The organism is Lysinibacillus sp. NPDC097231 (genome assembly GCF_044761885.1).
GTDB lineage: Bacteria > Bacillota > Bacilli > Bacillales_A > Planococcaceae > Lysinibacillus.
In genome coordinates this window covers 47,332-68,828 of sequence record NZ_JBIWDH010000001.1, presented here as the reverse complement: position 1 = coordinate 68,828, position 21,497 = coordinate 47,332, and the positions used below count along the sequence as shown (strand labels likewise).

Annotated in this window: 21 protein-coding genes; 14 read left to right on the top strand and 7 right to left on the bottom strand. The window is 36.1% G+C overall.

The window, feature by feature from the left end; translation table 11 throughout:
- Nucleotides 1-243 precede the first annotated feature (243 nt).
- Both ACIQXF_RS00400 and glnA read left to right on the top strand, forming a co-directional pair.
- Nucleotides 244-618: a MerR family transcriptional regulator gene (locus ACIQXF_RS00400; RefSeq protein WP_402777534.1), complete on the top strand. Its 375-nt coding sequence runs from the start codon at nt 244-246 to the stop codon at nt 616-618.
- Between the two features lie 77 nt (nt 619-695).
- Complete coding sequence (gene glnA / locus ACIQXF_RS00395) at nt 696-2,030, top strand: type I glutamate--ammonia ligase (protein ID WP_402777531.1); 1,335 nt, start codon at nt 696-698, stop codon at nt 2,028-2,030.
- A gap of 181 nt (nt 2,031-2,211) precedes the next feature.
- Here glnA and ACIQXF_RS00390 read toward each other — a convergent pair whose 3' ends face one another.
- On the bottom strand, nt 2,212-2,574 hold the full coding sequence (locus tag ACIQXF_RS00390) for a CotD family spore coat protein (RefSeq protein ID WP_402777528.1): 363 nt from the start codon (nt 2,572-2,574) through the stop codon (nt 2,212-2,214).
- 643 nt (nt 2,575-3,217) lie between these two features.
- Here ACIQXF_RS00390 and ACIQXF_RS00385 point away from each other — a divergent pair.
- Both ACIQXF_RS00385 and ACIQXF_RS00380 read left to right on the top strand, forming a co-directional pair.
- The gene (locus tag ACIQXF_RS00385) at nt 3,218-4,573 is read left to right on the top strand and encodes a YjiH family protein (RefSeq protein ID WP_402777525.1); all 1,356 of its coding nucleotides are present in this window, start codon (nt 3,218-3,220) and stop codon (nt 4,571-4,573) included.
- Between the two features lie 260 nt (nt 4,574-4,833).
- Nucleotides 4,834-5,391, top strand: coding sequence for a hypothetical protein (locus tag ACIQXF_RS00380; protein ID WP_402777522.1), 558 nt, complete (start codon nt 4,834-4,836; stop codon nt 5,389-5,391).
- Between the two features lie 53 nt (nt 5,392-5,444).
- Here ACIQXF_RS00380 and ACIQXF_RS00375 read toward each other — a convergent pair whose 3' ends face one another.
- From ACIQXF_RS00375 to ACIQXF_RS00365, 3 genes are read right to left on the bottom strand one after another with little or no spacing between them, the layout of a single operon-like run.
- A complete protein-coding gene (locus tag ACIQXF_RS00375; RefSeq protein ID WP_402777519.1) occupies nt 5,445-6,122 on the bottom strand; it encodes a hypothetical protein in 678 nt (225 codons plus the stop codon).
- Nucleotides 6,119-6,985, bottom strand: coding sequence for an ABC transporter ATP-binding protein (locus ACIQXF_RS00370; protein WP_402777516.1), 867 nt, complete (start codon nt 6,983-6,985; stop codon nt 6,119-6,121). The genes ACIQXF_RS00375 and ACIQXF_RS00370 overlap by 4 nt, the downstream gene beginning before the upstream one ends.
- A gap of 3 nt (nt 6,986-6,988) precedes the next feature.
- Nucleotides 6,989-7,351, bottom strand: coding sequence for a GntR family transcriptional regulator (locus ACIQXF_RS00365; protein WP_402777513.1), 363 nt, complete (start codon nt 7,349-7,351; stop codon nt 6,989-6,991).
- A 337-nt stretch (nt 7,352-7,688) separates the two neighbouring features.
- Here ACIQXF_RS00365 and ACIQXF_RS00360 point away from each other — a divergent pair, with 337 nt between their 5' ends.
- The 6 genes from ACIQXF_RS00360 to ACIQXF_RS00335 all read left to right on the top strand — a co-directional run bounded on the left by ACIQXF_RS00360 (nt 7,689) and on the right by ACIQXF_RS00335 (nt 13,580).
- Nucleotides 7,689-7,835 (top strand): hypothetical protein, encoded by a 147-nt coding sequence (locus ACIQXF_RS00360; RefSeq protein WP_402777510.1) that lies wholly within the window; start codon nt 7,689-7,691, stop codon nt 7,833-7,835.
- Nucleotides 7,836-8,433: 598 nt separating this feature from the next.
- Nucleotides 8,434-8,961 carry a sigma-70 family RNA polymerase sigma factor gene (locus ACIQXF_RS00355; protein ID WP_402777507.1) on the top strand — a complete coding sequence of 176 codons (528 nt, stop codon included), beginning with the start codon at nt 8,434-8,436 and terminating at the stop codon, nt 8,959-8,961.
- Nucleotides 8,951-9,961 (top strand): LCP family protein, encoded by a 1,011-nt coding sequence (locus tag ACIQXF_RS00350; protein WP_402777504.1) that lies wholly within the window; start codon nt 8,951-8,953, stop codon nt 9,959-9,961. Before ACIQXF_RS00355 ends, ACIQXF_RS00350 begins: the two co-directional genes overlap by 11 nt.
- Nucleotides 9,962-10,112: 151 nt before the next feature.
- Nucleotides 10,113-10,499 carry a hypothetical protein gene (locus tag ACIQXF_RS00345; protein ID WP_402777501.1) on the top strand — a complete coding sequence of 129 codons (387 nt, stop codon included), beginning with the start codon at nt 10,113-10,115 and terminating at the stop codon, nt 10,497-10,499.
- Nucleotides 10,500-11,098: 599 nt separating this feature from the next.
- On the top strand, nt 11,099-11,350 hold the full coding sequence (locus ACIQXF_RS00340; protein WP_402777498.1) for a phage holin: 252 nt from the start codon (nt 11,099-11,101) through the stop codon (nt 11,348-11,350).
- A 91-nt stretch (nt 11,351-11,441) separates the two neighbouring features.
- Nucleotides 11,442-13,580: a DUF2339 domain-containing protein gene (locus tag ACIQXF_RS00335; RefSeq protein WP_402777495.1), complete on the top strand. Its 2,139-nt coding sequence runs from the start codon at nt 11,442-11,444 to the stop codon at nt 13,578-13,580.
- Nucleotides 13,581-13,663: 83 nt separating this feature from the next.
- Here the strand turns inward: ACIQXF_RS00335 and ACIQXF_RS00330 are convergent, their stop codons facing one another.
- From ACIQXF_RS00330 to ACIQXF_RS00320, 3 genes are read right to left on the bottom strand one after another with little or no spacing between them, the layout of a single operon-like run.
- The gene (locus tag ACIQXF_RS00330; protein WP_402777492.1) at nt 13,664-14,878 is read right to left on the bottom strand and encodes a hypothetical protein; all 1,215 of its coding nucleotides are present in this window, start codon (nt 14,876-14,878) and stop codon (nt 13,664-13,666) included.
- Nucleotides 14,878-15,321, bottom strand: a complete 444-nt coding sequence (locus ACIQXF_RS00325; protein ID WP_402777489.1) for a type II secretion system protein — start codon at nt 15,319-15,321, stop codon at nt 14,878-14,880. Before ACIQXF_RS00325 ends, ACIQXF_RS00330 begins: the two co-directional genes overlap by 1 nt.
- 11 nt (nt 15,322-15,332) lie before the next feature.
- On the bottom strand, nt 15,333-15,797 hold the full coding sequence (locus tag ACIQXF_RS00320) for a type IV pilus modification PilV family protein (RefSeq protein WP_402777486.1): 465 nt from the start codon (nt 15,795-15,797) through the stop codon (nt 15,333-15,335).
- Between the two features lie 409 nt (nt 15,798-16,206).
- Between ACIQXF_RS00320 and ACIQXF_RS00315 the strand changes: the two genes are divergently transcribed.
- The 4 genes from ACIQXF_RS00315 to ACIQXF_RS00300 are packed head-to-tail and all read left to right on the top strand — an operon-like array spanning nt 16,207 to nt 21,486.
- The gene (locus tag ACIQXF_RS00315; RefSeq protein WP_402777484.1) at nt 16,207-17,538 is read left to right on the top strand and encodes a G5 domain-containing protein; all 1,332 of its coding nucleotides are present in this window, start codon (nt 16,207-16,209) and stop codon (nt 17,536-17,538) included.
- 17 nt (nt 17,539-17,555) lie between these two features.
- On the top strand, nt 17,556-19,226 hold the full coding sequence (locus ACIQXF_RS00310) for a GspE/PulE family protein (protein WP_402777481.1): 1,671 nt from the start codon (nt 17,556-17,558) through the stop codon (nt 19,224-19,226).
- A gap of 11 nt (nt 19,227-19,237) precedes the next feature.
- Complete coding sequence (locus ACIQXF_RS00305) at nt 19,238-20,284, top strand: type IV pilus twitching motility protein PilT (RefSeq protein WP_402777478.1); 1,047 nt, start codon at nt 19,238-19,240, stop codon at nt 20,282-20,284.
- The gene (locus ACIQXF_RS00300; RefSeq protein WP_402777475.1) at nt 20,281-21,486 is read left to right on the top strand and encodes a type II secretion system F family protein; all 1,206 of its coding nucleotides are present in this window, start codon (nt 20,281-20,283) and stop codon (nt 21,484-21,486) included. The genes ACIQXF_RS00305 and ACIQXF_RS00300 overlap by 4 nt, the downstream gene beginning before the upstream one ends.
- Nucleotides 21,487-21,497: the final 11 nt, after the last annotated feature.

Sequence of the window (21,497 nt, the reverse complement as noted above, 5' to 3'; positions counted from 1 at the left end):
GCAACAAAGCGAGTAGACTGGAACGGAAATCAGCTCATTTACAGTGCCAACTATTCACAAAGGTTTCTTGACCATTTTGCTTTTCAACACTGTGAAACTATTCAAATCATGATTTTGAATAGTTTTTTTACAATTTCGCATCAGTTGAAAAAAATATTGAAAATCGATGTTAGGAAACCTTACATCTTTGTTGACAGTGTAAATTTTTCGTTATATGATTAGCGGGTATTGGAGGGGACTTAAATGAGTCGTGAAATTAGACGAACTATGCCGTTATTATCCATGAGTATCGTGATGCAATTGACCGAGCTTTCGGCACGCCAAATTCGTTACTATGAAGAACACCATTTAATTGAGCCGCACCGAACAGAAGGCAATCGTCGAATGTTTTCTTTAAATGACGTCGACACATTGCTTGAAATTAAAGATTACTTGGAACAGGGAATGAACATGGCGAAGATTAAAAAGTTATTCTCTAAAAAGAAAGATCCTGTTGCAACGGAAGAACCAGATTTAAGTGATTCAGAATTACGTCGCATCATGCGCGAGGAAATGCGTCAAGCACAGCGCTTGCAAAAATCATCCATCCGACAAGGGGATTTATCTCGATTCTATTAATGAATGCAGTTTCATGCTTATTTTAATAGGATAGAGTAATGATATAAGCTAGACAATTTATAGGAGTGTGGAAAACTGTGGGCAAATACACAAAAGAGGACATTAAACGTCTAATCGAAGAAAAAAACGTAAGCTTTATTCGTTTACAATTTACGGATATTCTTGGCACAATCAAAAACGTTGAGATTCCAGTAAGTCAATTAGACAAAGCTCTAGAAAATAAAATGATGTTTGATGGCTCATCCATTGAAGGCTTTGTACGTATCGAAGAATCAGATATGTATTTATATCCAGATTTAGATTCTTTCGTAGTGTTCCCTTGGACTTCTGAAAAAGGGAAAGTAGCACGTTTCATCTGTGATGTATACACTGCTAAAGGCGAGCCATTTGCTGGTGACCCACGTAACAACCTAAAACGTATCCTTAAAAAAATGGAAGACTTAGGCTTCACTAGCTTCAACTTAGGGCCTGAGCCAGAATTCTTCTTATTTAAATTAGATGCTAAAGGTGAACCAACATTAGAAGTAAATGACCACGGTGGATACTTCGACTTAGCGCCAACTGACCTTGGTGAAAACTGCCGACGTGATATCGTATTAGAGCTAGAAGAGATGGGCTTTGAAATTGAAGCATCTCACCATGAGGTAGCTCCAGGACAACATGAAATCGACTTTAAATATGCGGATGCAATCACAGCTTGTGATAACATCCAAACGTTTAAATTAGTAGTTAAAACAATTGCTCGTAAACATGGCCTTCATGCGACATTTATGCCGAAGCCATTATTCGGTGAGGCTGGCTCTGGTATGCACTTCAACGTTTCATTATTTAAAGGTAAAGAAAATGCATTCTACGATCAGTCTACTGAACTAGGACTTTCTGAAACAGCAATGCAATTCATGGCAGGTGTCCTTGCTCATGTTCAAGGATTCACAGCTGTGACAAATCCAACAGTTAACTCTTATAAACGTCTAGTTCCTGGTTACGAAGCACCATGTTACGTAGCATGGTCAGCTCAAAATCGTTCACCACTTATCCGTATCCCATCAGCGCGTGGTCTTTCAACTCGTGTGGAAGTACGTTCTGTGGACCCAGCAGCAAACCCATATTTAGCAATGGCTGTTATTTTAGAAGCTGGTCTTGAAGGTATTCGTCAAAACTTAACGCCACCAGCTGCGATCAACCGTAACATTTACGTGATGTCTGAAGAAGAGCGTAAAGCGAACGGTATCGCAAACTTACCACCAGCACTTGATGATGCTTTAGTATTACTTGCTAATGATAAGGTAGCACAAGAAGCTTTAGGTGAGCATATCTACGCAAACTTTAAAGAAGCAAAAGAAATCGAGTTCGACATGTACCGTACAACAGTACACCAATGGGAACGCGATCAATATTTAAAAATGTACTAAAAATATTAGCCGAGTGCCTAGTAAAGGTACTCGGTTTTTTTTATGACATTAAGAGTTTTATCATAAATAACCTGACCCAGACTTTTATTGAAATGATAGAGTTAGGTATTTTTACAATAGAAATATTTACAAATAAATATAAAGAAGCGATGAGATATACTTAACCTCATCGCATATTTCATTAATACCCCATATAATGTTGATGGTGTGGCATATGATGGTGGTGATGATGATGTGGCATGTGACCGTGATGATGATGGTGCGGCATGTGGCAGTGATCATGTGGCATACCACATAGCGTGTGATTTTCGCAACATTCATCCACTACAGATTCAGTGCAAGGGAAGTGGTATTGATGATCGATTATATGTTTGTTTACTGTTGTAATATGTGCTGGTTGTACATGTGGTACGACAGTATGGATGTAATTAGTACGAACAAATTGCTCTGCTGGTAAAAAATGTGGATGTTCACAATGAGTTGGGAATACATGTGGCGGACAACAATGTGGTCCATGTCCGTGGTGATGCATACGATTAAACATGTTATGACCTCCTGTTTTGATAAGTTGTGGTTCATAATTAAGATATGAGATGAAAGAAATATGGTCTATTTGTATGCCTATTAGGTGCAGGTTAAATCTCGTAGGCAATCAAAATCGGTATGATTTATGCGGGGATCATTTAAATTTAACTTCTTTCAGCGGGTGTCAAGGACAGTTTGACATTTAGTGTTCCTCATTTTATCGGGACTGCTAAAAAATCTGTCACAATTTGTGGACAAGATGTTTAAGCAAAATATAGTTTATAATAAAATTAGAAACTACAAGGTTAATTGAATTGAGACATTAAGTAAAGTATGACTTAATGTGGAGAAACGTGAATTGCGGAAGTTAATTATATAAAAATGTAGAGCTCGGACATTCCTTGGTTACTTTTTAGAGGAATGTTTTTTATCTTCATTCAGTAGAAGACTCTCACCTCTATAGGTGGGAGTCTTCTACTGAATGAAGATAATGCCTCCGGTGGATGTCACGGATTTTCAAAGGAATGAATTGTTCGGTCACAATTCAAAATCCGGACGCAATTACGCCAAGGCGAAATTGATTTTATCCGTATTCAATTTTTATGTGATATACATACCTTTGCAGTTTAACAGATACAACTTAGAGAAATGAGGCATTAAATATGAAAAAATATCCTACTTCTTCGTACTTTTTCTTTATTATCCCTTCTCTTATTGGTGTCCTATTGTTCATGACACCAGTCTTAACGGATGAAGGTTGGAAAGTACCGATTGCTATTTTAGCAAATTTATTAGCAGGTTTCATAGCTCCTGTCATTAGTTATTTTACGATCATTATGTTTGGAATTTCGGCAATTGGTTCACTTATTGCCAAATTTTTTTCACAAAAAAATACAAAGGAACCTAGTATTTTATATACACTATTTTATGTAAATTGGTTTTGGACCATTATACGAGTTATCGGTTTAGTATTTGCATCAATGGTTGTGTTTAATTTTGGACCATCATTGATAAACAATGAAAATACTGGTGGTTTACTAATGGAGCCAAATGGTGGTTTGGTAACATTTTTATTTACGATTTTCTTATTTGCAGGATTGCTATTACCGTTTTTAACAAACTTCGGCTTGCTTGAATTTTTCGGAACTATGATGGTGAAAATTATGCGTCCTCTCTTTAAAAGCCCTGGACGTTCATCGATTGACGCACTTACATCATGGGTTGGAGATGGAACAATTGGAGTCTTAATGACGAGTAAGCAATATGAAATGGGGAATTATACGAAAAAAGAGTCTGCCATAATTGCAACGAGCTTTTCAGTTGTTTCCATTACATTCTGTATTGTTGTATTAGATACTGTAGGTTTGTCACGCTATTTTATCCCATATTATTTAACGGTAGTACTTTGTGGTATCGTGCTAGCGATCGTTATGCCAAGAATTTATCCGCTTGCCAATAAAGAAGATACTTATATTGACGGTACTCCATTAGATTTATCACGTGAGGAATTACCTAAAGGCTATAACTCTATGTCACATGGCTTGGAAAATGCTTTAGCGATCGCGCATGCAAATCGTGATCCACGTCAATTTTTAAAAGATGGATCTAGAAATGTCTTGGATTTATGGATTGGTGTAGCGCCGATTGTTATGGCATTTGGTACTACTGCTTTAATGCTTGCCGAATTCACTAGTATTTTCACTGTTTTAGGGAAGCCATTTGAGCCTATTTTAACAGTGCTTGGGTTACCAGAAGCGGCTGAAGCAGCACAAACAATGGTTGTGGGCTTTGCTGACATGTTTTTACCTTCAATTTTAGGTGCAGGAATCGAAGCTGAAACTACACGATTTGTTATTGCTGTCGTATCTGTTTCACAGCTTATCTATATGTCTGAAGTCGGTGGCCTTATTTTAGGTACAAAAATTCCGCTGAGGTTTTTAGATCTAGTTGTCCTTTTCTTGCTGCGCACAATTATTTCACTACCAATAGCAGCCCTAGTTGCCCATTTACTCTTCTAGCGGAAGGAAGGTGAATACCCGCGCATCGGAGTGGAATACCCGCGGAAGAAGGGAAAATACCCGCGCGGTGGAGCAGAAAACCCGCGGAAGAAAGGTGAATACTCGCGCATCGGAGCAGAAAACCCGCGCTCCAAAGAAGAAAAGCTTTGCGCATAGTTTTTCAGCCAAAACATTATCAAAAATGTTGTTCGCATATGATTGTCCACATAAAATCAATGAATTGGGAAAAACTACACCTAAAGTGATACTGAGGTGATAAAATGGACAGAATTTTTTCTCTCTGCTTAAGTTCCTGTTATTTGTTATTTTCTCAACCTAGTGATGCCTATATCAATGATTCACCCAATTCTTACGAAGAAATTTACCCTGAAATAGGCTATAAAACGGTTGAAGCAGCTGCCTCCGATTTTGAACGGCACTATCATCAAGAACTAAAGCTACCACTTCGAGTACCTCCTATTCGTTTTACTCATCATTTTGGTCGGTTTAGTAATCTTGTTGGTGAGATGAATGATTTTTTTGAAGTAACATTTATTAATAATCAACTTCCCGAGCATCACTACAAAATAACTGTTCGGCCTATACAGTTTAAGTTACCATACAAAAAGGAATGTATAGTAAAAACATTCGAATTGAAAAATAAAACGACTTCAACCTATATGGAGATTTCAGGCTTTAATGTTCTTGCTTTTGAAAGAGAAGATTGGCAATATATGCTGTGGATTGATAAAAGGGTATCAAATATGGTGACACCTGAGATATTAGTCGACATCGCCAATTCCATTGACTATACAACTAAAGAGGAAGAGTATAACTAGACTCCCTATAAAAAATGCCAAGCCCATAATAATGTGGCTTGGCATCACTTTTTTTATGCAGGATTGACAGAAGCATTTCGAATCGCCATTGTGATAATAGAGTAGAGCAATACACTAAACACTACTAAACTACTTAAGAGAGTAAAGGTAGATGTATTTGATAATAGGTCAAACAAAGGTGTATACCACTTGAAAGTGATTGTAACAATCGGAATTAAGACAAGTAGCCCTATAAAGCTGTAACCGCCAAGAATGCCTAAGCGATAAAAGACAACATTTAACAAAAGACCGGACGTTAGGAAGAAGAACAGTATAACAGTATCGAATGTAAACATTTGTATAAACGATGGAGAATTATTGATAAGTAAAACAGGATGAATAATAAAAATATTAGCAACGTTGGTAATTATTTTATGTGTACAAGCAATAACGATGGCCCCTACTAAGCTCCAACTGATGAAAAAGATCCCTACATTGAACAAATATTGCAAGCGACTTAAACCAAGCTTTAAAAAATAGGGCAAGGTTTTATTTAGTAGTTTTGCCGCCATAATACCGTAAAAGATATAGACAGGTACAGCAATAGAGATTGCAATGGATATGTTTAGTCCAGAGAAATTAGCTAAGAATACGCTAAATAGGATGATTGAAAACAAAATGCACCAAAAAATTATAATTTGTTTTTTAAAGCTTTGTAATAATACATAAAAGCTACCTTTTACTGTGTTCATTTAATAGACCTCGCCTTCTGCTGTTTACTTAAATACACCAACATGTCCTGTAATGAAACACGTTCAAATGTTATATTCTGTCCTTTGATGGATTGACCATTAGCGTAGACAATTGCAGTTAGCTCCTGCATAAACATATGTTTATAGATAACCTCTAGGCCAGTAATTGCCTGCTCAACATCGGAAGCATTACCTTTTACTGCGACAATATGCTCGTGCCATTCTTCTGCTGTTTTTTGCAGTAGCAATTGTCCCTCGTGTAGAATAAGTATCTCCTCGAACAGCTCACTTGCCTCATCAATTAAATGTGTAGATAAAATAAAAAGTCGTGGATTGTCGGTTTGTTGTTCAATCAATAAATCATAAAAAGTATTTCGAGCAGCTACATCAAGTCCGATATAAGGCTCATCAAAAATCGTAATCCTTGCATTACTTGCAAAGCCTGTGATGATGCCTAACGCGGACACCATGCCTTTAGATAAACCGCGAACTTTATCCTTTGGGTTTAGTGCAAAAACTTCTAATAGTTCCATTGCAAGATTTTCATCCCATTTTGGATAAAAGAAGCTATGTGCCTTTAATGTTTGTGCAATTGTCATCTCTTCTTGAAAGTTTCCGCTCTCTGCAACAAAACAAATTTCACGTAAAGTGGCAGTTGTATTGAAGACATTTTCTCCATTAACGGAGATGTTTCCATCTGTTGTAGCAATTAGTCCTGATAACAAATTTAAGAATGTTGTTTTGCCAGCGCCATTATGACCCAAAAAGCCAACGATCTTTGGTCCTTCAATGGTAAAAGTGACATTTTTTAAAGCTTCCTTGTGTTTATATGATTTACTAACGTTTTTTACTTCAATTTTCATACGTTAAAACCCCTTTAACATATTTTGTAATTCTTCATCTGAAATCCCTAATCTTATTGCTTCTTTCTTCAAAGGCTCTATATGTTGTTGGAAAAAAATTTCCTTACGCTCTGTAATTAGAATCCCACGCGCATCAGTACTAACAAACATGCCGACGCCGCGTTTTTTATAAATTACGCCTTTGTCCACTAATTCGTTCACACCCTTTCCAGCTGTTGCAGGATTAATTTGATATTCTTTTGCAAATTCATTTGTGGATGGAATGCGATCTTCGGGTTGTAGCTGTCCATCTAGAATTGCATCCTCTATTCGTTCGCGAATTTGCTGGAAAATGGGCTTTTCATTATTTAAAGAATGAATCACCATCCACCTCCTTGGTCGATTGGTTAATTACTTGTGTAACTAACTATATAACGCAAGGGTTTTTTTGTCAATTATTTTTTTGCAAAAAAATGTTAAGATAAAATAAAGCTGGAATATGTGAATAAGTTTATGATTCCACCTTATTTTCTACATTCAGATGGAAGAGTCAATATCTGTGGTTCAGATAATACTTATTCCAGGGGTAAATATATATTAATGGCTAAAATCATTGGGTTGCATATGTAGCTCTTTTTTTCTTATTGAACTAATGGAGCAGGAGAGTTAAACGAAAATTATTGTATTATTATGGTGAAATTTTCAAAAAGGGAGGGCTTTCAAAGTGAATTTTTCTGGGGATATGGCAGGAGCGTTGTTTGCGATAATACCTATTTTGTTAGTAGCTTTAGTATTAAGATGGGTTCGAATCATTCGAATGAATAGTGAAATTCAAACTGAACAAAACAAAGAAATAACTAACAAAAATTAAGTGAGGCAAAAAGCATAGATGGGAGAAGGGTGATTGCAGAAGAAGTGCAGTTGCCTTTTTCACAATAGTTGAGTAAAGGACTGGATTATTGTGTTAAAGTTGTATTGTAGAGGGGGATAACATGTCAAGATATATTAGTATATTTTTCTTAACTTTAATGATTAGTGTAATTTTCTTTTTTCTATTTGCTAATGTGTTTGATGGCGGTGATTATGCCGAAACAGGGATTTATACATTCGGTACAATAATTGTTATACTTTTATCATTTTTGATTTCACTCATGTACTACGTAATAAATTTATTAAAGAGGAAATTTTAACCTGACTACTCACTAACGGGTGCAAGAGATTAGGATCAAGCACCGAAGTCAAAGGAGCTTTATTTATGAGCTAACGTAAGCAGCTTAGCGGAATAAGGAATTATAAACAATAAGCCTGTATCAATGATTACTCGGTAATCTAAGATACAGGTTTTGTATTTCATTTATTTTTTACGTAATTTTTGAAAAAAATAAATATTTTTTTGAAATTGAACCTATTATGATTTGATAATCGTCTAATAGCTGAATTTGAAGTAGGTTGAAAGGGAGGGTAGTAGATTGGACAGAGAAGAAAAAGATTTCATATTAGAAAAAATAATGATTGAATATGGTAATGAGTTGGTACGATTGGCATTTTCTTATGTCAAAGATGCAGAGATTGCTAAGGATGTGGTTCAAAATACGTTTATCAAATGTTACAAAAACCTTGATTCGTTTCGATTTGACGCACAAATAAAAACTTGGCTCTATCGTATAACAATTAACGAATGTAAAGATTATTTAAAAAGTTGGAATTACAAAATGGTACAGGTAAAAAGTTTTATAAATGAAACAGCAAAATCAATCTTACCATCAACAGAAAAAACAGTTATCGATAAATACAATAATGAAGAAATAAAAGATACTATCTTTTCTCTTCCAAAAGTCTATCGGGAAGTGGTTTATCTATACTACTATGATTCGTTAAAGACAGAGGAAATTGCTGAAGTTTTGAATATTCCAGTTAATACAGTGAAAACTAGATTAAGAAGAGCAAAACAAAGATTAGAGTCGATGATAAAGGAGGCAGAACTTAATGGAAGATAAACGATTAAGAGATAAATTTTATAATACGTCTGAACAAGAACTACAATTTACGAAAGAAGACCGTAATGAAGTATTTGAACAAATTCATAAACTGGAGAAGAACAATAATACACAAAAGAAATCTCTTGTTTCTTCTTCAAAAAAATTCGCTCCACTTACAGTTTCTTTATTAGTAGTAGGGTTGTGTATATTTTTGTTTGTTCCGTCAATTCTTTCTGGAAACTTGAATAAAGAATACAATAGAAGTGACGCAAGTGGAACAGTACTTCAAGAAGACGGGTTTTCGACCACTCTATTTACGGTGAAAGATGAGAATAATAGAATACATATTAACCTTTTACTTACTTATAGTAAAGATAAAAAGGTTATGAAAGTTCTATCTATCCCTCGTGATACTTATGCTCCGATATTGGATAAGAATGATGGATCTACTTCATATGATAAATTGACATTTGCTTATGTTTCCGGTTCGGAAGGAGCTGAAAGTGTAAGAACAACAGTTTCTAAGCTATTTGATTTACCAATTGATTATTATGCGGTTATGGATTTAGAGACCTTTTCCACGTTGATTGATTCAGTGAATGGTATAGATTACGACTTGCCAGAAGATATTCGAGTAAGAGCTATATCGAAAGTGGCATTTGACTTCAAAAAAGGGACGAATCATTTGAATGGAGAAGAGATTGTGGCATTAATGATGGCTGCTTCAGAGGGAAAAAGATACGAATTCGATGAAGAAAACCTAATAAATCTCATTCATGCTGTTGTTAATAAAACAGAAAACGAAATTCCACAAACACAATTAAAAGAACTTACTACTCAAATAGAAGCCAATACATCAATGGATCATTTGTTAGAGAAGGGAATGGAAATTAACTCTATAAAATCGTTATCTTTAAGTGATGGAATGAAATCGGAAATGATAGATGGTAAATACTTTATTACGTTTGAAAAAGATTTTTTAAATTCTATTTCTGAAGAGTTAACCACATTTAACTAAATGAAAATGGGGGTGTTTAGGGATTATTATTAAGCAATATTATTGCCATAATATACTCCTCTTACTAAAGCTACATATGAAGGTATTTGGGGATATTTGATAATACTCAATCTATAATAGTTTTAAACGATTTTAGATTAGGCGGTGTTTTATGAAAAAGGTGTTAGTAACATTTACATTAGGAACAATTAGTATACTTGTTATTGCATTCGTATTTCACCATAAACTCTACTATCCTTCACTCCCGATAGAAAATATTAGTAAAAAGGAAGTAGTAGAAAAAATAAATAACTCCGATAAACAAATTGTTAAATTAACAAATGAAAACAGTCGAGAATGGTATATAACGAGTGAAAGAAATCAATCTGAAGTTGATGAAATCATCAAGAAAATGGTTAGTCAAAATGGCTGGACTTTCGTACAAAAAGAAGGTAGTGGACTCTTTTTTGAAAAGCAAGGAGAACAGTTGATTATCACGACACAAAAGTGGACTGGTAACTACTTGTTAATAAAAATTCCAAGTAATTTTCACGAATAAAAATAAATTTACTCTAAATTGAGACTTAGTGATAGTTAGTTAGGGGAATTATGGAAACGATAAGCTTGACTTCGAAAAATGCGTCTAAGTCAACTTATCGATACGGCATTATTTATTACGATAGCCTTTTATGGAATAATGCCAATTAGTAATTATTGACATTTATTTAATTATTCGCGTCAATTGTAGTAACAGCACTTGTTTATGGGCTAGTTTATGTGGCGTGGAAATACGATAAACGTAAAAGCTGGGAGCCATTTCATTACTGAGATGGCTTTTTTGTGTGCACCGTGTCAATTAGCACTAATCAATAATTTTTTTCACACAACACGATAAAACACTTTTATCGGGAATGAAAATTTGAAAATGAGCAATGCAGACAATTTAATGTACAAATGTATAGTGAAAGCGTAGGTGATCAATACGACTCAACTTCTTCGCGTGGATACTTTCTTAAATGTGGTTTTTAATTGTGAAGATAGAGTGTTAATAGAAGTAATAGGATCTCTTCAATTCCTTGCCTAAAGCTACATTTTTGCATATGTGCTATATGAACACGGAGCATATAATGTGGGGGAGAGGGGGGGAGGTGAGCTTTTATGAGAATTAACTGGAAGATTCGTCTTCAGCATAAGCCATTTTTACTGGCGTTATTTTCATTGATTCTTTTACTCGCACAGCAAGTTGCCGCTATTTTTGGCTATGATTTATTCGGTGCATTGGGTGACCTGGAAATGTCCATCTTAAACACCGTTTTAATGATATTTGTTTTAATGGGTGTTGTTGTAGATCCAACGACACGGGGAACCGGTGATAGCGAACGAGCATTAATGTATCGCAGACCTAGATAAAGGTATAAATGGATTCTAAAAGTGTAATTTTACAATAAATAATGATTGTGTTATAATGTTAGAAAATGGATGAAGTAGGGAGGATGATTGAATGTCGCTTGAAATGGAACGGAGAATTGCCAAGCTTGAAAATGAAATGATGGACTTGCGGGAGGAATTGAATGAGTTAAAGGCTAAACAAGTTGCTAATACAAATTCACTGAGTGCCAGAAAATCCATGATTGAGCAATCTTCGTCAATAACGGCACAAAGCCTAAAGCCAAATTCAAAGTCGGATCCGACATCAAATTCAAAGCCAAATCTGAAACCAGATCCAGAACCAAAAACAATGTTAGCCCCTGAAAAAAAGGTGCAGCCACAGCGGTCTTTGGAGGAACGAATAATGTGGGCACTACCAAAATTATTCATGGTTGTTTTAGTGATGGGTGTGCTTTGGGGTCTTAAGCTCGTGAGTGATTATGGCTATTTATCGAACGGGGTTAAAATCATCCTCGCCTATGGATTATCACTTGTCTTCGTCGCAATGGCCTATGTGTTGGAACGTAGAAAAGTAGGATCACCAGCCATCACTATTTCTTTATATGGCGGGGCATTTATTGTTGGGATATTAACAACAGCAGCTAGTGCGATATTGTATGAAATCATAGGTTTAACGATGGCCCTTGTCATTGCCGTAATTTATATCGGCTACGGTATTGCTATTAGCTACTTAAAGAAAAATGAGGTACTAACAGTGTTTGTGGCATTCACCTCACTATTACTCCCTTATTTACTTGAGTATATGAATTTTAGTGCTGTTATTATCTTAATCTATGTAATTGTACTGTTTGCGATGCTGCAATTGGTCATTCATCAACACAAGCAAAAACTGGCACTCTATATAGCAACCTTTTTCTCTGTGCTAGCTGTCAGCATTGTAGCGTTTATGAACATTGACAATCGAGCTATTATGGCAATTGGCTTAATTGCTGTACTAGTTATTTATTATATGAGTTGGTGCCGTTTATTTAATACTGAAACTAAATGGAAACATATTCATGTTGGTCTTCAATTTAGCCTCGGAGCTTTTAGCTTATTGCTCATGAATCTTATTATTTGGCCAATTGAATATGGCGAAGCACTATTACTCGTGTTAGTCATCTTGTTTGCAGCTTTAGCGGGTTATGGCTATAAGCAGAAATGGCAGGAGGCATTTGATAGTGCCGTAACACTCGCATTTATCACACTATGTAATACGTTACTTGTTATGAGTTTGCCAGAGAAAGTGGATCATTTGTTATTCCCGTTCATCGCATTTGCAGGTGTTATGATGAGTTTACGCTTGCGAGCAAGCTTGATGAAGGTCGTCGGCTCATTGTTATTTGCGATTACTCTCACGATAAGCTTTATGATCCATGAGCCGACACCATTTTTCAGCATAGATCATGCTAGCTTGTTGATGCCTGGTATATATCTCCTGATTATATATGTATATGCAAGACGTCCAAAAGAGACGCTGACTACATTTGAAAAGTTTACGAAGGATTTATATGTAATTGATATTTTAGCAGTTATTGTGGCAGGCTATTTCTTAGCCTATATCGGCAAGCTTGACGCAGCTTATTTTGTAAGTGCGAGCAATATTCCGCATATGATGTGTATGGCCCTCGCACTATTATTTGCAGGATCACTACTCGTACCAACAAAATATATAGGGCGTGCATTAACACCAGTCCTTACTGCATTTTTTCTTCTCTTTACCCTATCTATTGAAGTTATTCCGTACAATATGCAGGGCGTTGAGTGGTTAAATATAGTGACAAGAATCGTCTATCTTGCTGTTATCGTAGCAATAATTGCCGATTTACTAATGAAAGGGCGCATTTATCAAATCTACAAAGAGCGAATGGAGAAACTGTTAGATCCAATTGTCAGTGCAGGCGTGGTACTTACGATGATAGCCGTTTGGGGTCTAATATTCCAACTTTCATACAACAGTATACTTGATTGGAAGCTAAGCATTGCCTTTTCGTCCATCACATTATTCCTGACAGCAAGTATTGCGCTATGGCTTAGCTCAGTACGCAACTTACGAACATTACGCTTAACAGGTTTCATCATTTTAGTCTTTGCGTTTATTAAGCTAATATTCTTTGATTTGTCAGCACTAGATTTATTAATCAGAGCGGCACTGTTTATCACGATTGGTGGTATTGGGATGTTGTTGTCGGGTAGGTTGTTGAAGAAATGAAAAAGGGTTACTTAGTTTGCCGTTATAATTACGGTATTCTAAGTAACCCTTAATTATTGCTGTGATTAGCTAACGAGTAGCAATTAATAAGAATATTCATAGTCAGTAGTATAGTTGATAGATCCCGGATCCGCTGAAGAGCCACCACCTGTACATGCAGCCTCAAATGCGGCATTATCAGTATTAACCATAGGATTATTAGATGTTTTCGCATAAATACTGATTTTGTTTGAGTCACTCTTGATTTGACCTATTTGTAAATCGCCATTGACGCAAATTTTGGAATTTTGTAATTTATTCACATTATCGATTGAGGCATCTCCTTTAATAAACATGGTAGAGTTAATTAATTTTATATTCCCCATTTGGGCACTTCCACCAACTTCAATAGTAGAGTTGGATAAACCACTTCCAATAACATTACCGACTGTAAGTGAACCTTTAACATGTAATAATAAACCATTCGTCGAGTTTAAATTACCACTCGTCATGCTTCCGAGTATATAAATGGTTGAATTTTCAAGTCTGCTATTATTTAAATTACCAGCCATAAATGCCCCACTTACTCGGTAGATCGCGTTTGAAAAAGTTAAATTCTCATTTTGCTGATAAATAACACTTCCGTCGATTTGACAAGATTCATTAGTTAAATTTGCTTTTTTCTCAGCAGGGCAGATTTTTAATTTTGTACCTGGATCAGCAATCAAATCAGTTGTATCTTTAGGTATATGGTTGGCTTTTGGCTCAATCATATTAGAAAAATCGACTGTAATTGTGCCCTTAATCTCCGCATGCTTAGCCTCAGCATAACCTGTACTTGTAAAAGCGATAATCAGATTATCACTCGTTTTTGAGAAATATTCTGGTTTGTAAGTAGGTGTAATATCGAACGTATTTTGTTTATTTTGTTTTATTTCCACATTAATGGTTTTATCATCGTCTGTTAGAGAGGAGATGATGTTTTGTAAATAATTTTCCATAGCATTGATGGCTAAGCCTTTATAGTAGTCATCGTTTTCAATAATCATGTTTATAATATCCTTGTCTCTCTGAGCGATTACTTCTTGAATAATTTCATTTTGCTTGGTGATGATTTCATTGGTCATGGCATGTTGAAAATAACTTACGCCCATTTCAGCGATAGATTGTGATTGGAATGTACCTTCTATAATGTTATTTTGCTTTGTTGTATTAGAGGAAATCGCTAAAAATGAGAAAAAAATCACAGTGAATAATATTGAAATTATTAATACTAATGCCAATACATAACCTTTATCATTATTTATGACACCCCTCATTAATTTTTCTCCTCCTTTAAGCGACTTAGCAAAGTATTGATTTGAATTTTATTTTTAGGGTTGCCCTTTTCCTCGATTAATAAATTGATTTCTGTATCAGTGGTTTTGGGGGTTATAGGGTTTGTAAAATTATCTGCTAATTTAATGCACATAAGGCTGTTTTCAAATACGTCTGTTTCTGTCATACCTCGAACAGTATATTGAACTGAAAAGCTACAGCTATTGGGTGTGGCAGAATATTCGGTGGAACGTTTATGAATAGAGTTTAAACTAGCTATAATAACATTAGCTTCTTGTTGCATTTGGTTTTTTGAGACAGCTTTCTTTGAGAATTCAGTGCCTTGAAAAAATATACTCCACGCTAGAATCGAAACTAAAGAGAAAATAATCACTGTTGCCAACACTTCTACTAAAGTAAGACCTCGTTCGTTTTTAGTTGCCATTAACCTCACCCTTAATAAAAGACATAGCCATATATTTCTGTTACTAAAATAGAATTATTTTTATAGATGAAAACGCTAATCTGATTAGCTTTTGTAGGTAATGTATCTAAATCAGGTGTTTTTGTTATTTTTATTTCTGTCGTATATTTTGATGACATTGATTTCGTAGTAGCTGTTCGAATCATAATGGTATCGCCATCATCTGTAAGTATGTCACCAGATTCGACAAAGGAAAATGTATCATCTGGATTAGCTAATAAGGCAGTAAAATCATCTTTTAGCACGGACTGCCAATAGGCGAGCTCTTTGGATGCTAAGTTTACAGCTACCTGTTTATCTTCATTTTGTTTGCTTTTTAAGCCCATTTGTGGAAGCAAATTAATGACTGAAACTAAAATAATGGCTAGTAAGGCAATAGCAACAACAACTTCCACTAAAGACATACCACGTTCATTTAATAATTTTTTTTGGTTCATTTTCTCAACACCTTCTATCAGCAGAAAATTGTGGATTACTTTTGATTCGGGAAAACGTTGAATTGAAGAGGTTGCAAAATCGTTTACTCACAACTAACGAAAAAATTACTTTCCGTTTCATATTATTTCATGTGTCAAATTTGCATAGAAAATCTGGTGCTTCATCGAAACTTTAACTTGATGAAACTAGATAAAAATGACTATTAAGGATAGTATAACGAAATCTTGAATCAATATCTAATGATTTTTTCTGTTTATTAATTCTATTGAACTATTTTTTGAATTATTTTTGAATTTTTGAGTAATTTTTAAAAGAGAAACCGGGATAAAGTTTATTTTTATAGTGTCAAACTACTATGAATGTAGTATTATTTGTAATAAATAGAAATTGCAACGAAGGGTGATGTGGATGAAAACATACATAAAAGTAATTGGTTTATTAGTAGTGATTGTTCTAATTGTAGGAGTTTACATTCCATTGCTTGTACTAAATGGCACTGTCTATGCTGAAGAAAGTCCTGGTGGGTCAACAATTGGTGGGGTATCTATTGAAGGGCTTGAAAGAGAAGAGGCTATCCAAGTTATTCGTGATTCTGTTGAAAAATGGCAGGAAACCCCTCTGGTCATTGGTGGCGGTGGTATCGAGCAGGAAATTGATACGCATGATTTACAGTTCGATATAGAACAGGTAGTTGCCCAATACGAGAAGCTGACAAAAAAGCCATGGTATGCATTTTGGCAAAAGGAGAAAACTGTACATATGCCCATTCCTTTAACAGTCAATAAATCAATTGTTCAACAAATGGAAAAAATGGGTGTTTGGGATATAGAAAAAAATCTTCAAAAAATAATAATACAAGCAAGCTATTTGAAAAATCATGAGGTTCAAGCAGTCACTAATCCAGAATTTATGCGAACAGATGAGAGGATTGCCTTTCAAATTGCGGATTTTCCAGCAGATGGAGAAGGGGTTTCGAAAATCATTCCATTGCTAAATGATGTCATGCTTGTACCAAACCAAACGATATCTTTACTTTCCCTTTTTGGAGAACAAGTAGGAGCTGTTAATGATGCGGATTTAGATTTTGTTGCATCAATACTATACAGTGTGATTCTTCAGACAGATTATGAAATTTTGGAACGATATTCTCAGCAAGCCAACCCTGCCTATATACAACAGGGAATAGAAGCGGATGTCAATGCTACATTAGCAAAAGACCTCCAATTTATTAATCGATCTCATCAATTAGGTAAACTGAAAGCCACTATTGAAGGCAATCAATTAAAAATAGAAATCTTTGCGACAGGAAGGGACAAGGACATTACAGTTCGGGTCAGCAAGGATACAATCGTCAAGCCGCGCATCATTTATCGATATTCGGATGATTTAAAGATTGGACAAGAACGTGTAGAACAGGAAGGCAAAGAGGGGGCTCGTGTTGAGGTTTACCGTTCGATTGTAGAGGATGGTGCAACGGAAGAACAGTTGATTAGTAGAGATTACTATGCACCTCAAAATAGAATTGTTACACGTTCATCAAAGGAGCCTGTCACAGTAACTACTCCAACACAAAATGCAGGCGCAAATACAACAGATCCAGATTTAGAAGTGGATTTAGATGGAAATGGTCTGCCTGATATAAAACCTTCTACACCAGAGGAGTCTAAGCAAGAAGACGGACCAGAAATTGTCTATGGTTATTATGATAAGGGTGGAAATTTTGTTCAAACAAGTCCATAACGATGGGAGGTATGTTTATGGCAATGAAGCCAGGTCGTAAACGTTTAGGTGATTTACTTGTAGAATCAGGTGTTATCACGGCTACACAACTAGAGTATGCACTAACTACTAAATTGAAAAGTGAGAAACTAGGGGATTTTCTTATAAAAGAAAACTTTTTAACGGAGCAACAGCTCATTGAGGTACTTGAGTTCCAGCTTGGAATCCCACATATTAGCTTAAATCAATTTTCTATTAGTCCTGAATTATTGCAATTAATTCCTGCCGAACTTGCAAAGCGAACAAATATTATGCCCATCCGCAAGGAAAAAAATAAGTTATTTATAGCAATGGAAGATCCGATGGATTATTTTGCAATCGAAGAAGTTCGTATGACGACTGGTTGTCAAATCGAGACAAGTATCGCAGCAAAAGATGATTTATATCGCACCATTACCAAATACTATGATTTGCAGGAATCAATGGATGCTGCAATGTTAGATTTAGCAGCAACTAGTACTGAACAGCAGGAAGAAATTGATAATGAAGATTCCCCTATTGTTCGCTTAGTTAATCAAATAATCGCGAATGGCGTAGCACAACGAGCGAGTGATATTCATTTCGATCCACAAGAAACAGAGCTACGTGTACGTTATCGGGTAGATGGTGTACTGCGTACTGAGCGATCATTACCAAAGCATATGCAAAATGTGGTACTGGCTCGAATTAAAATAATGGGCAATTTAAATATTACGGAAAATCGTATTCCTCAAGATGGTCGTATAAAAACCAATGTGAATTTTAGACCTGTAGATATACGATTAGCAACACTACCGACCGTTTATGGTGAAAAGATTGTTATGCGAATTTTAGATTTAACCAGCGCGGCAAATGAGATTGATAAACTCGGTTTTAGTGCAAGTAATGAAGCACTTTTTAGGAAAATGATAGCCCATCCAAATGGTATTATGCTCATTACAGGACCAACAGGCTCAGGGAAATCCTCTACGTTATATGCAGCACTCTCTCATTTAAACGAGGAAGGCGTAAACATTATTACGGTTGAGGATCCTGTGGAGTATCAGTTGGATGGAATCAATCAGATTCAAGTAAAGGAAGAGGTTGGTTTAACGTTTGCCAAGGGTCTGCGTTCGATTTTACGACAGGACCCTGACATTGTCATGGTGGGAGAAATTCGCGATCTGGAAACAGCCCAAATTGCTATCCGTGCTTCACTAACGGGACATTTAGTGTTAAGTACTTTGCATACTAATAGCGCAGTAGAATCTATCTCGCGTTTACATGATATGGGAATTGAACCATTTCTTTTATCTTCCTCACTTGTAGGAATTATGGCGCAACGTCTCGTGCGTAAAGTTTGTCGAGATTGTGCAGAACCATATGTATTCACTGCCCGTGAGCTTGAAATACTAGAGGAAAATGGTATAGAGGGTGTAACGCATGGTAAAAAAGGTCGTGGCTGTCCTGCCTGTAATCATACGGGTTACCGAGGTCGTATGGCCATCCATGAAATCCTACCGGTTGATCGCCAAGTGAAAGACATGATTTTAAGTAGCGTGGGCGATATGGCTATACATGATTACATGAAAGAAAAAGGCTATTACACATTATTAGTGGATGGATTATTAAAGGTTGTAGCTGGCCAAACAACCACATCAGAAATTTTACGCGTTGCAAGTGCAGACTAGGGGTGACAGAAATGACAGCATATTCAATTGTTGAATTATTAACACGTGCGTTTGAGGAAAAAGCATCAGATCTACATTTAACAAAAGGCATTCCACCGGTATATCGTATACACGGACAGTTGGAGCAATATGGCACAGTACCGTTAGAAACGAATGATTTAAAGGAAATGGTAAAGGCTATTCTTCCTGTGCATAAACAGCAGGAGTTTGACGAAAAGGGAGAAACGGATTTCAACTTTTCATTGCCCGGGAAATGTCGATTCCGTGTAAATGCCTATCATCAGCGCAATGAAGTAACAATAGCAGCACGCTTAATCGAAGCGAAAATACCATCAATCGAGTCACTTAATATGCCACAAGTTTTATACAGACTTGCAGAAAAACCACAAGGATTAATTTTAGTGACTGGTCCTACGGGTTCAGGGAAATCAACTACACTAGCAGCAATGATAGATTATATCAATGAAACAAAATCAAAACATATTATTACATTAGAAGATCCAATTGAATATCTGCATACACATAAAAAATCCATCGTCAATCAACGTGAGGTTGGTGTAGATACAAAGAGCTTTGCGAATGGCTTACGTGCATCTTTGCGTCAGGACCCCGATATTATTTTAGTTGGGGAGATGCGTGACTACGAAACCATTTCAACGGCTATTACGGCTGCTGAGACTGGGCACTTAGTGATGGCAACACTCCATACAAGCAGTGCACCAACTACAATAGATCGTATTATTGATGTATTTCCACCACATCAGCAAGGTCAAATTCGGGTACAGCTTGCTAATGTCCTACAAGGCATTATTTCTCAACGCTTATTTGTGCGTAAAGATGTGAAAGGCCGCATAGCCGCAACGGAAATTTTAGTACAAGCACCTGCCATTTCGAACTTAATTCGTAACGAAAAAATTCATCAAATCCAAAGTGCTATGCAGACAAGTAAAGCGTTAGGTATGCACACATTAGAATCATCGATGCAGCATTTAATTGCAACGGGGAAGATTTCGCTAGAGGATGCACGACCATATATGAACGCTGGTGATTATAATTGACAGTATTTCGTTATAGTGGTCGTACAAGAACGGGCTCTCTTAAAAAGGGCATAATTGATGCGCCAAACAAAAAGGTAGCCTTTGAAAAGCTTCGGGCTCAAGGTATTAATGCACGAGAACTCCAAGAATCAAATAGTATTTTACATAAAGATATTGCCTTAGGCACCAAGGTTAAACACCAAGATTTTGTTATTTACTGTCGGCAATATGCGACTTTAATACGCGCAGGCGTTTCCGTTGTAGAGGCTACCCATATTTTGAGTGAACAAACAAAAAGTAAGCCATTAAAAAGAGCGTTGATACAGGTTGAAGAAGATATTCGTAATGGAACAGCCTTTTCAGATGCAGCAGGCAAGCATCCTAAAGTGTTCCCTGTGCTATTCGTTAATATGATGCGTGCAGGGGAAGCAACAGGTAGCGTAGACGACACATTAGATCGTCTAGCAGGTACACTTGAAAAGCAGTATAACATCAAGAAAAAAATTCAATCAGCGATGACCTATCCAGCAATATTATCACTATTAACACTAGTAGTGGGGATGTTTTTAATGATTTTTATAGTCCCGACCTTTATGGATGCATTTAAAGAGATGGATTTAGAAATGCCATTCATTACAGTGATAGTTGTTGGTATTAGTGATTGGCTGATCGAGTTTTGGTACTTTCTGATTTTAGTCTTATTGGTGCTAGTAGTAGGCTTTCACCTTTTCTATAAAAATAATAAAGAGTTTCATTATACTGTGAATGTTTTCCTACTACGTATGCCGATATTCGGACAGCTTTTGCAAAAAGATATTATAGCGAGGGTGACAAGGATATTGTCAACTTTATTTAGCAGCTCAGTGCCGATTTTACAAGCCTTAACAATTGCTGAAAAGGTTGCAGGTAATCCAGTTATTGGGAAAGTGGTGCTGGAGGCTCGTGATAATTTGGAAAAGGGTGGCACATTATCAGAGCCACTTGAAAAAAGCTGGCTATTTCCGCCACTCGTTACGCAAATGACGTCAATTGGTGAAAGAACAGGCTCCCTGGATTATATGCTTGAAAAAGTTGCTGATTTTTATGAGGAAGAAGTAGATCGTGCCGTAGATACTTTAAAATCTTTGATTGAGCCCTTAATGATTGTTGTTCTTGCCTTCGTTATTGGAATTATCGTTGCGGCAATTTTCCTACCAATGTTCCAACTATATGAAAATATGTAGAAATAATTTTA

What these genes read in the sequence shown, in the direction of transcription:
- ACIQXF_RS00400 (WP_402777534.1), top strand. Translation starts at nt 244, where the DNA reads ATGAGTCGTGAAATTAGACGAACTATGCCGTTATTATCCATGAGTATC.
- ACIQXF_RS00390 (WP_402777528.1), bottom strand. Translation starts at nt 2,574, where the DNA reads ATGTTTAATCGTATGCATCACCACGGACATGGACCACATTGTTGTCCG.
- ACIQXF_RS00385 (WP_402777525.1), top strand. Translation starts at nt 3,218, where the DNA reads ATGAAAAAATATCCTACTTCTTCGTACTTTTTCTTTATTATCCCTTCT.
- ACIQXF_RS00380 (WP_402777522.1), top strand. Translation starts at nt 4,834, where the DNA reads ATGGACAGAATTTTTTCTCTCTGCTTAAGTTCCTGTTATTTGTTATTT.
- ACIQXF_RS00375 (WP_402777519.1), bottom strand. Translation starts at nt 6,122, where the DNA reads ATGAACACAGTAAAAGGTAGCTTTTATGTATTATTACAAAGCTTTAAA.
- ACIQXF_RS00370 (WP_402777516.1), bottom strand. Translation starts at nt 6,985, where the DNA reads ATGAAAATTGAAGTAAAAAACGTTAGTAAATCATATAAACACAAGGAA.
- ACIQXF_RS00365 (WP_402777513.1), bottom strand. Translation starts at nt 7,351, where the DNA reads ATGGTGATTCATTCTTTAAATAATGAAAAGCCCATTTTCCAGCAAATT.
- ACIQXF_RS00350 (WP_402777504.1), top strand. Translation starts at nt 8,951, where the DNA reads ATGGAAGATAAACGATTAAGAGATAAATTTTATAATACGTCTGAACAA.
- ACIQXF_RS00345 (WP_402777501.1), top strand. Translation starts at nt 10,113, where the DNA reads ATGAAAAAGGTGTTAGTAACATTTACATTAGGAACAATTAGTATACTT.
- ACIQXF_RS00340 (WP_402777498.1), top strand. Translation starts at nt 11,099, where the DNA reads ATGAGAATTAACTGGAAGATTCGTCTTCAGCATAAGCCATTTTTACTG.
- ACIQXF_RS00335 (WP_402777495.1), top strand. Translation starts at nt 11,442, where the DNA reads ATGTCGCTTGAAATGGAACGGAGAATTGCCAAGCTTGAAAATGAAATG.
- ACIQXF_RS00330 (WP_402777492.1), bottom strand. Translation starts at nt 14,878, where the DNA reads ATGAGGGGTGTCATAAATAATGATAAAGGTTATGTATTGGCATTAGTA.
- ACIQXF_RS00325 (WP_402777489.1), bottom strand. Translation starts at nt 15,321, where the DNA reads ATGGCAACTAAAAACGAACGAGGTCTTACTTTAGTAGAAGTGTTGGCA.
- ACIQXF_RS00320 (WP_402777486.1), bottom strand. Translation starts at nt 15,797, where the DNA reads ATGAACCAAAAAAAATTATTAAATGAACGTGGTATGTCTTTAGTGGAA.
- ACIQXF_RS00315 (WP_402777484.1), top strand. Translation starts at nt 16,207, where the DNA reads ATGAAAACATACATAAAAGTAATTGGTTTATTAGTAGTGATTGTTCTA.
- ACIQXF_RS00310 (WP_402777481.1), top strand. Translation starts at nt 17,556, where the DNA reads ATGGCAATGAAGCCAGGTCGTAAACGTTTAGGTGATTTACTTGTAGAA.
- ACIQXF_RS00305 (WP_402777478.1), top strand. Translation starts at nt 19,238, where the DNA reads ATGACAGCATATTCAATTGTTGAATTATTAACACGTGCGTTTGAGGAA.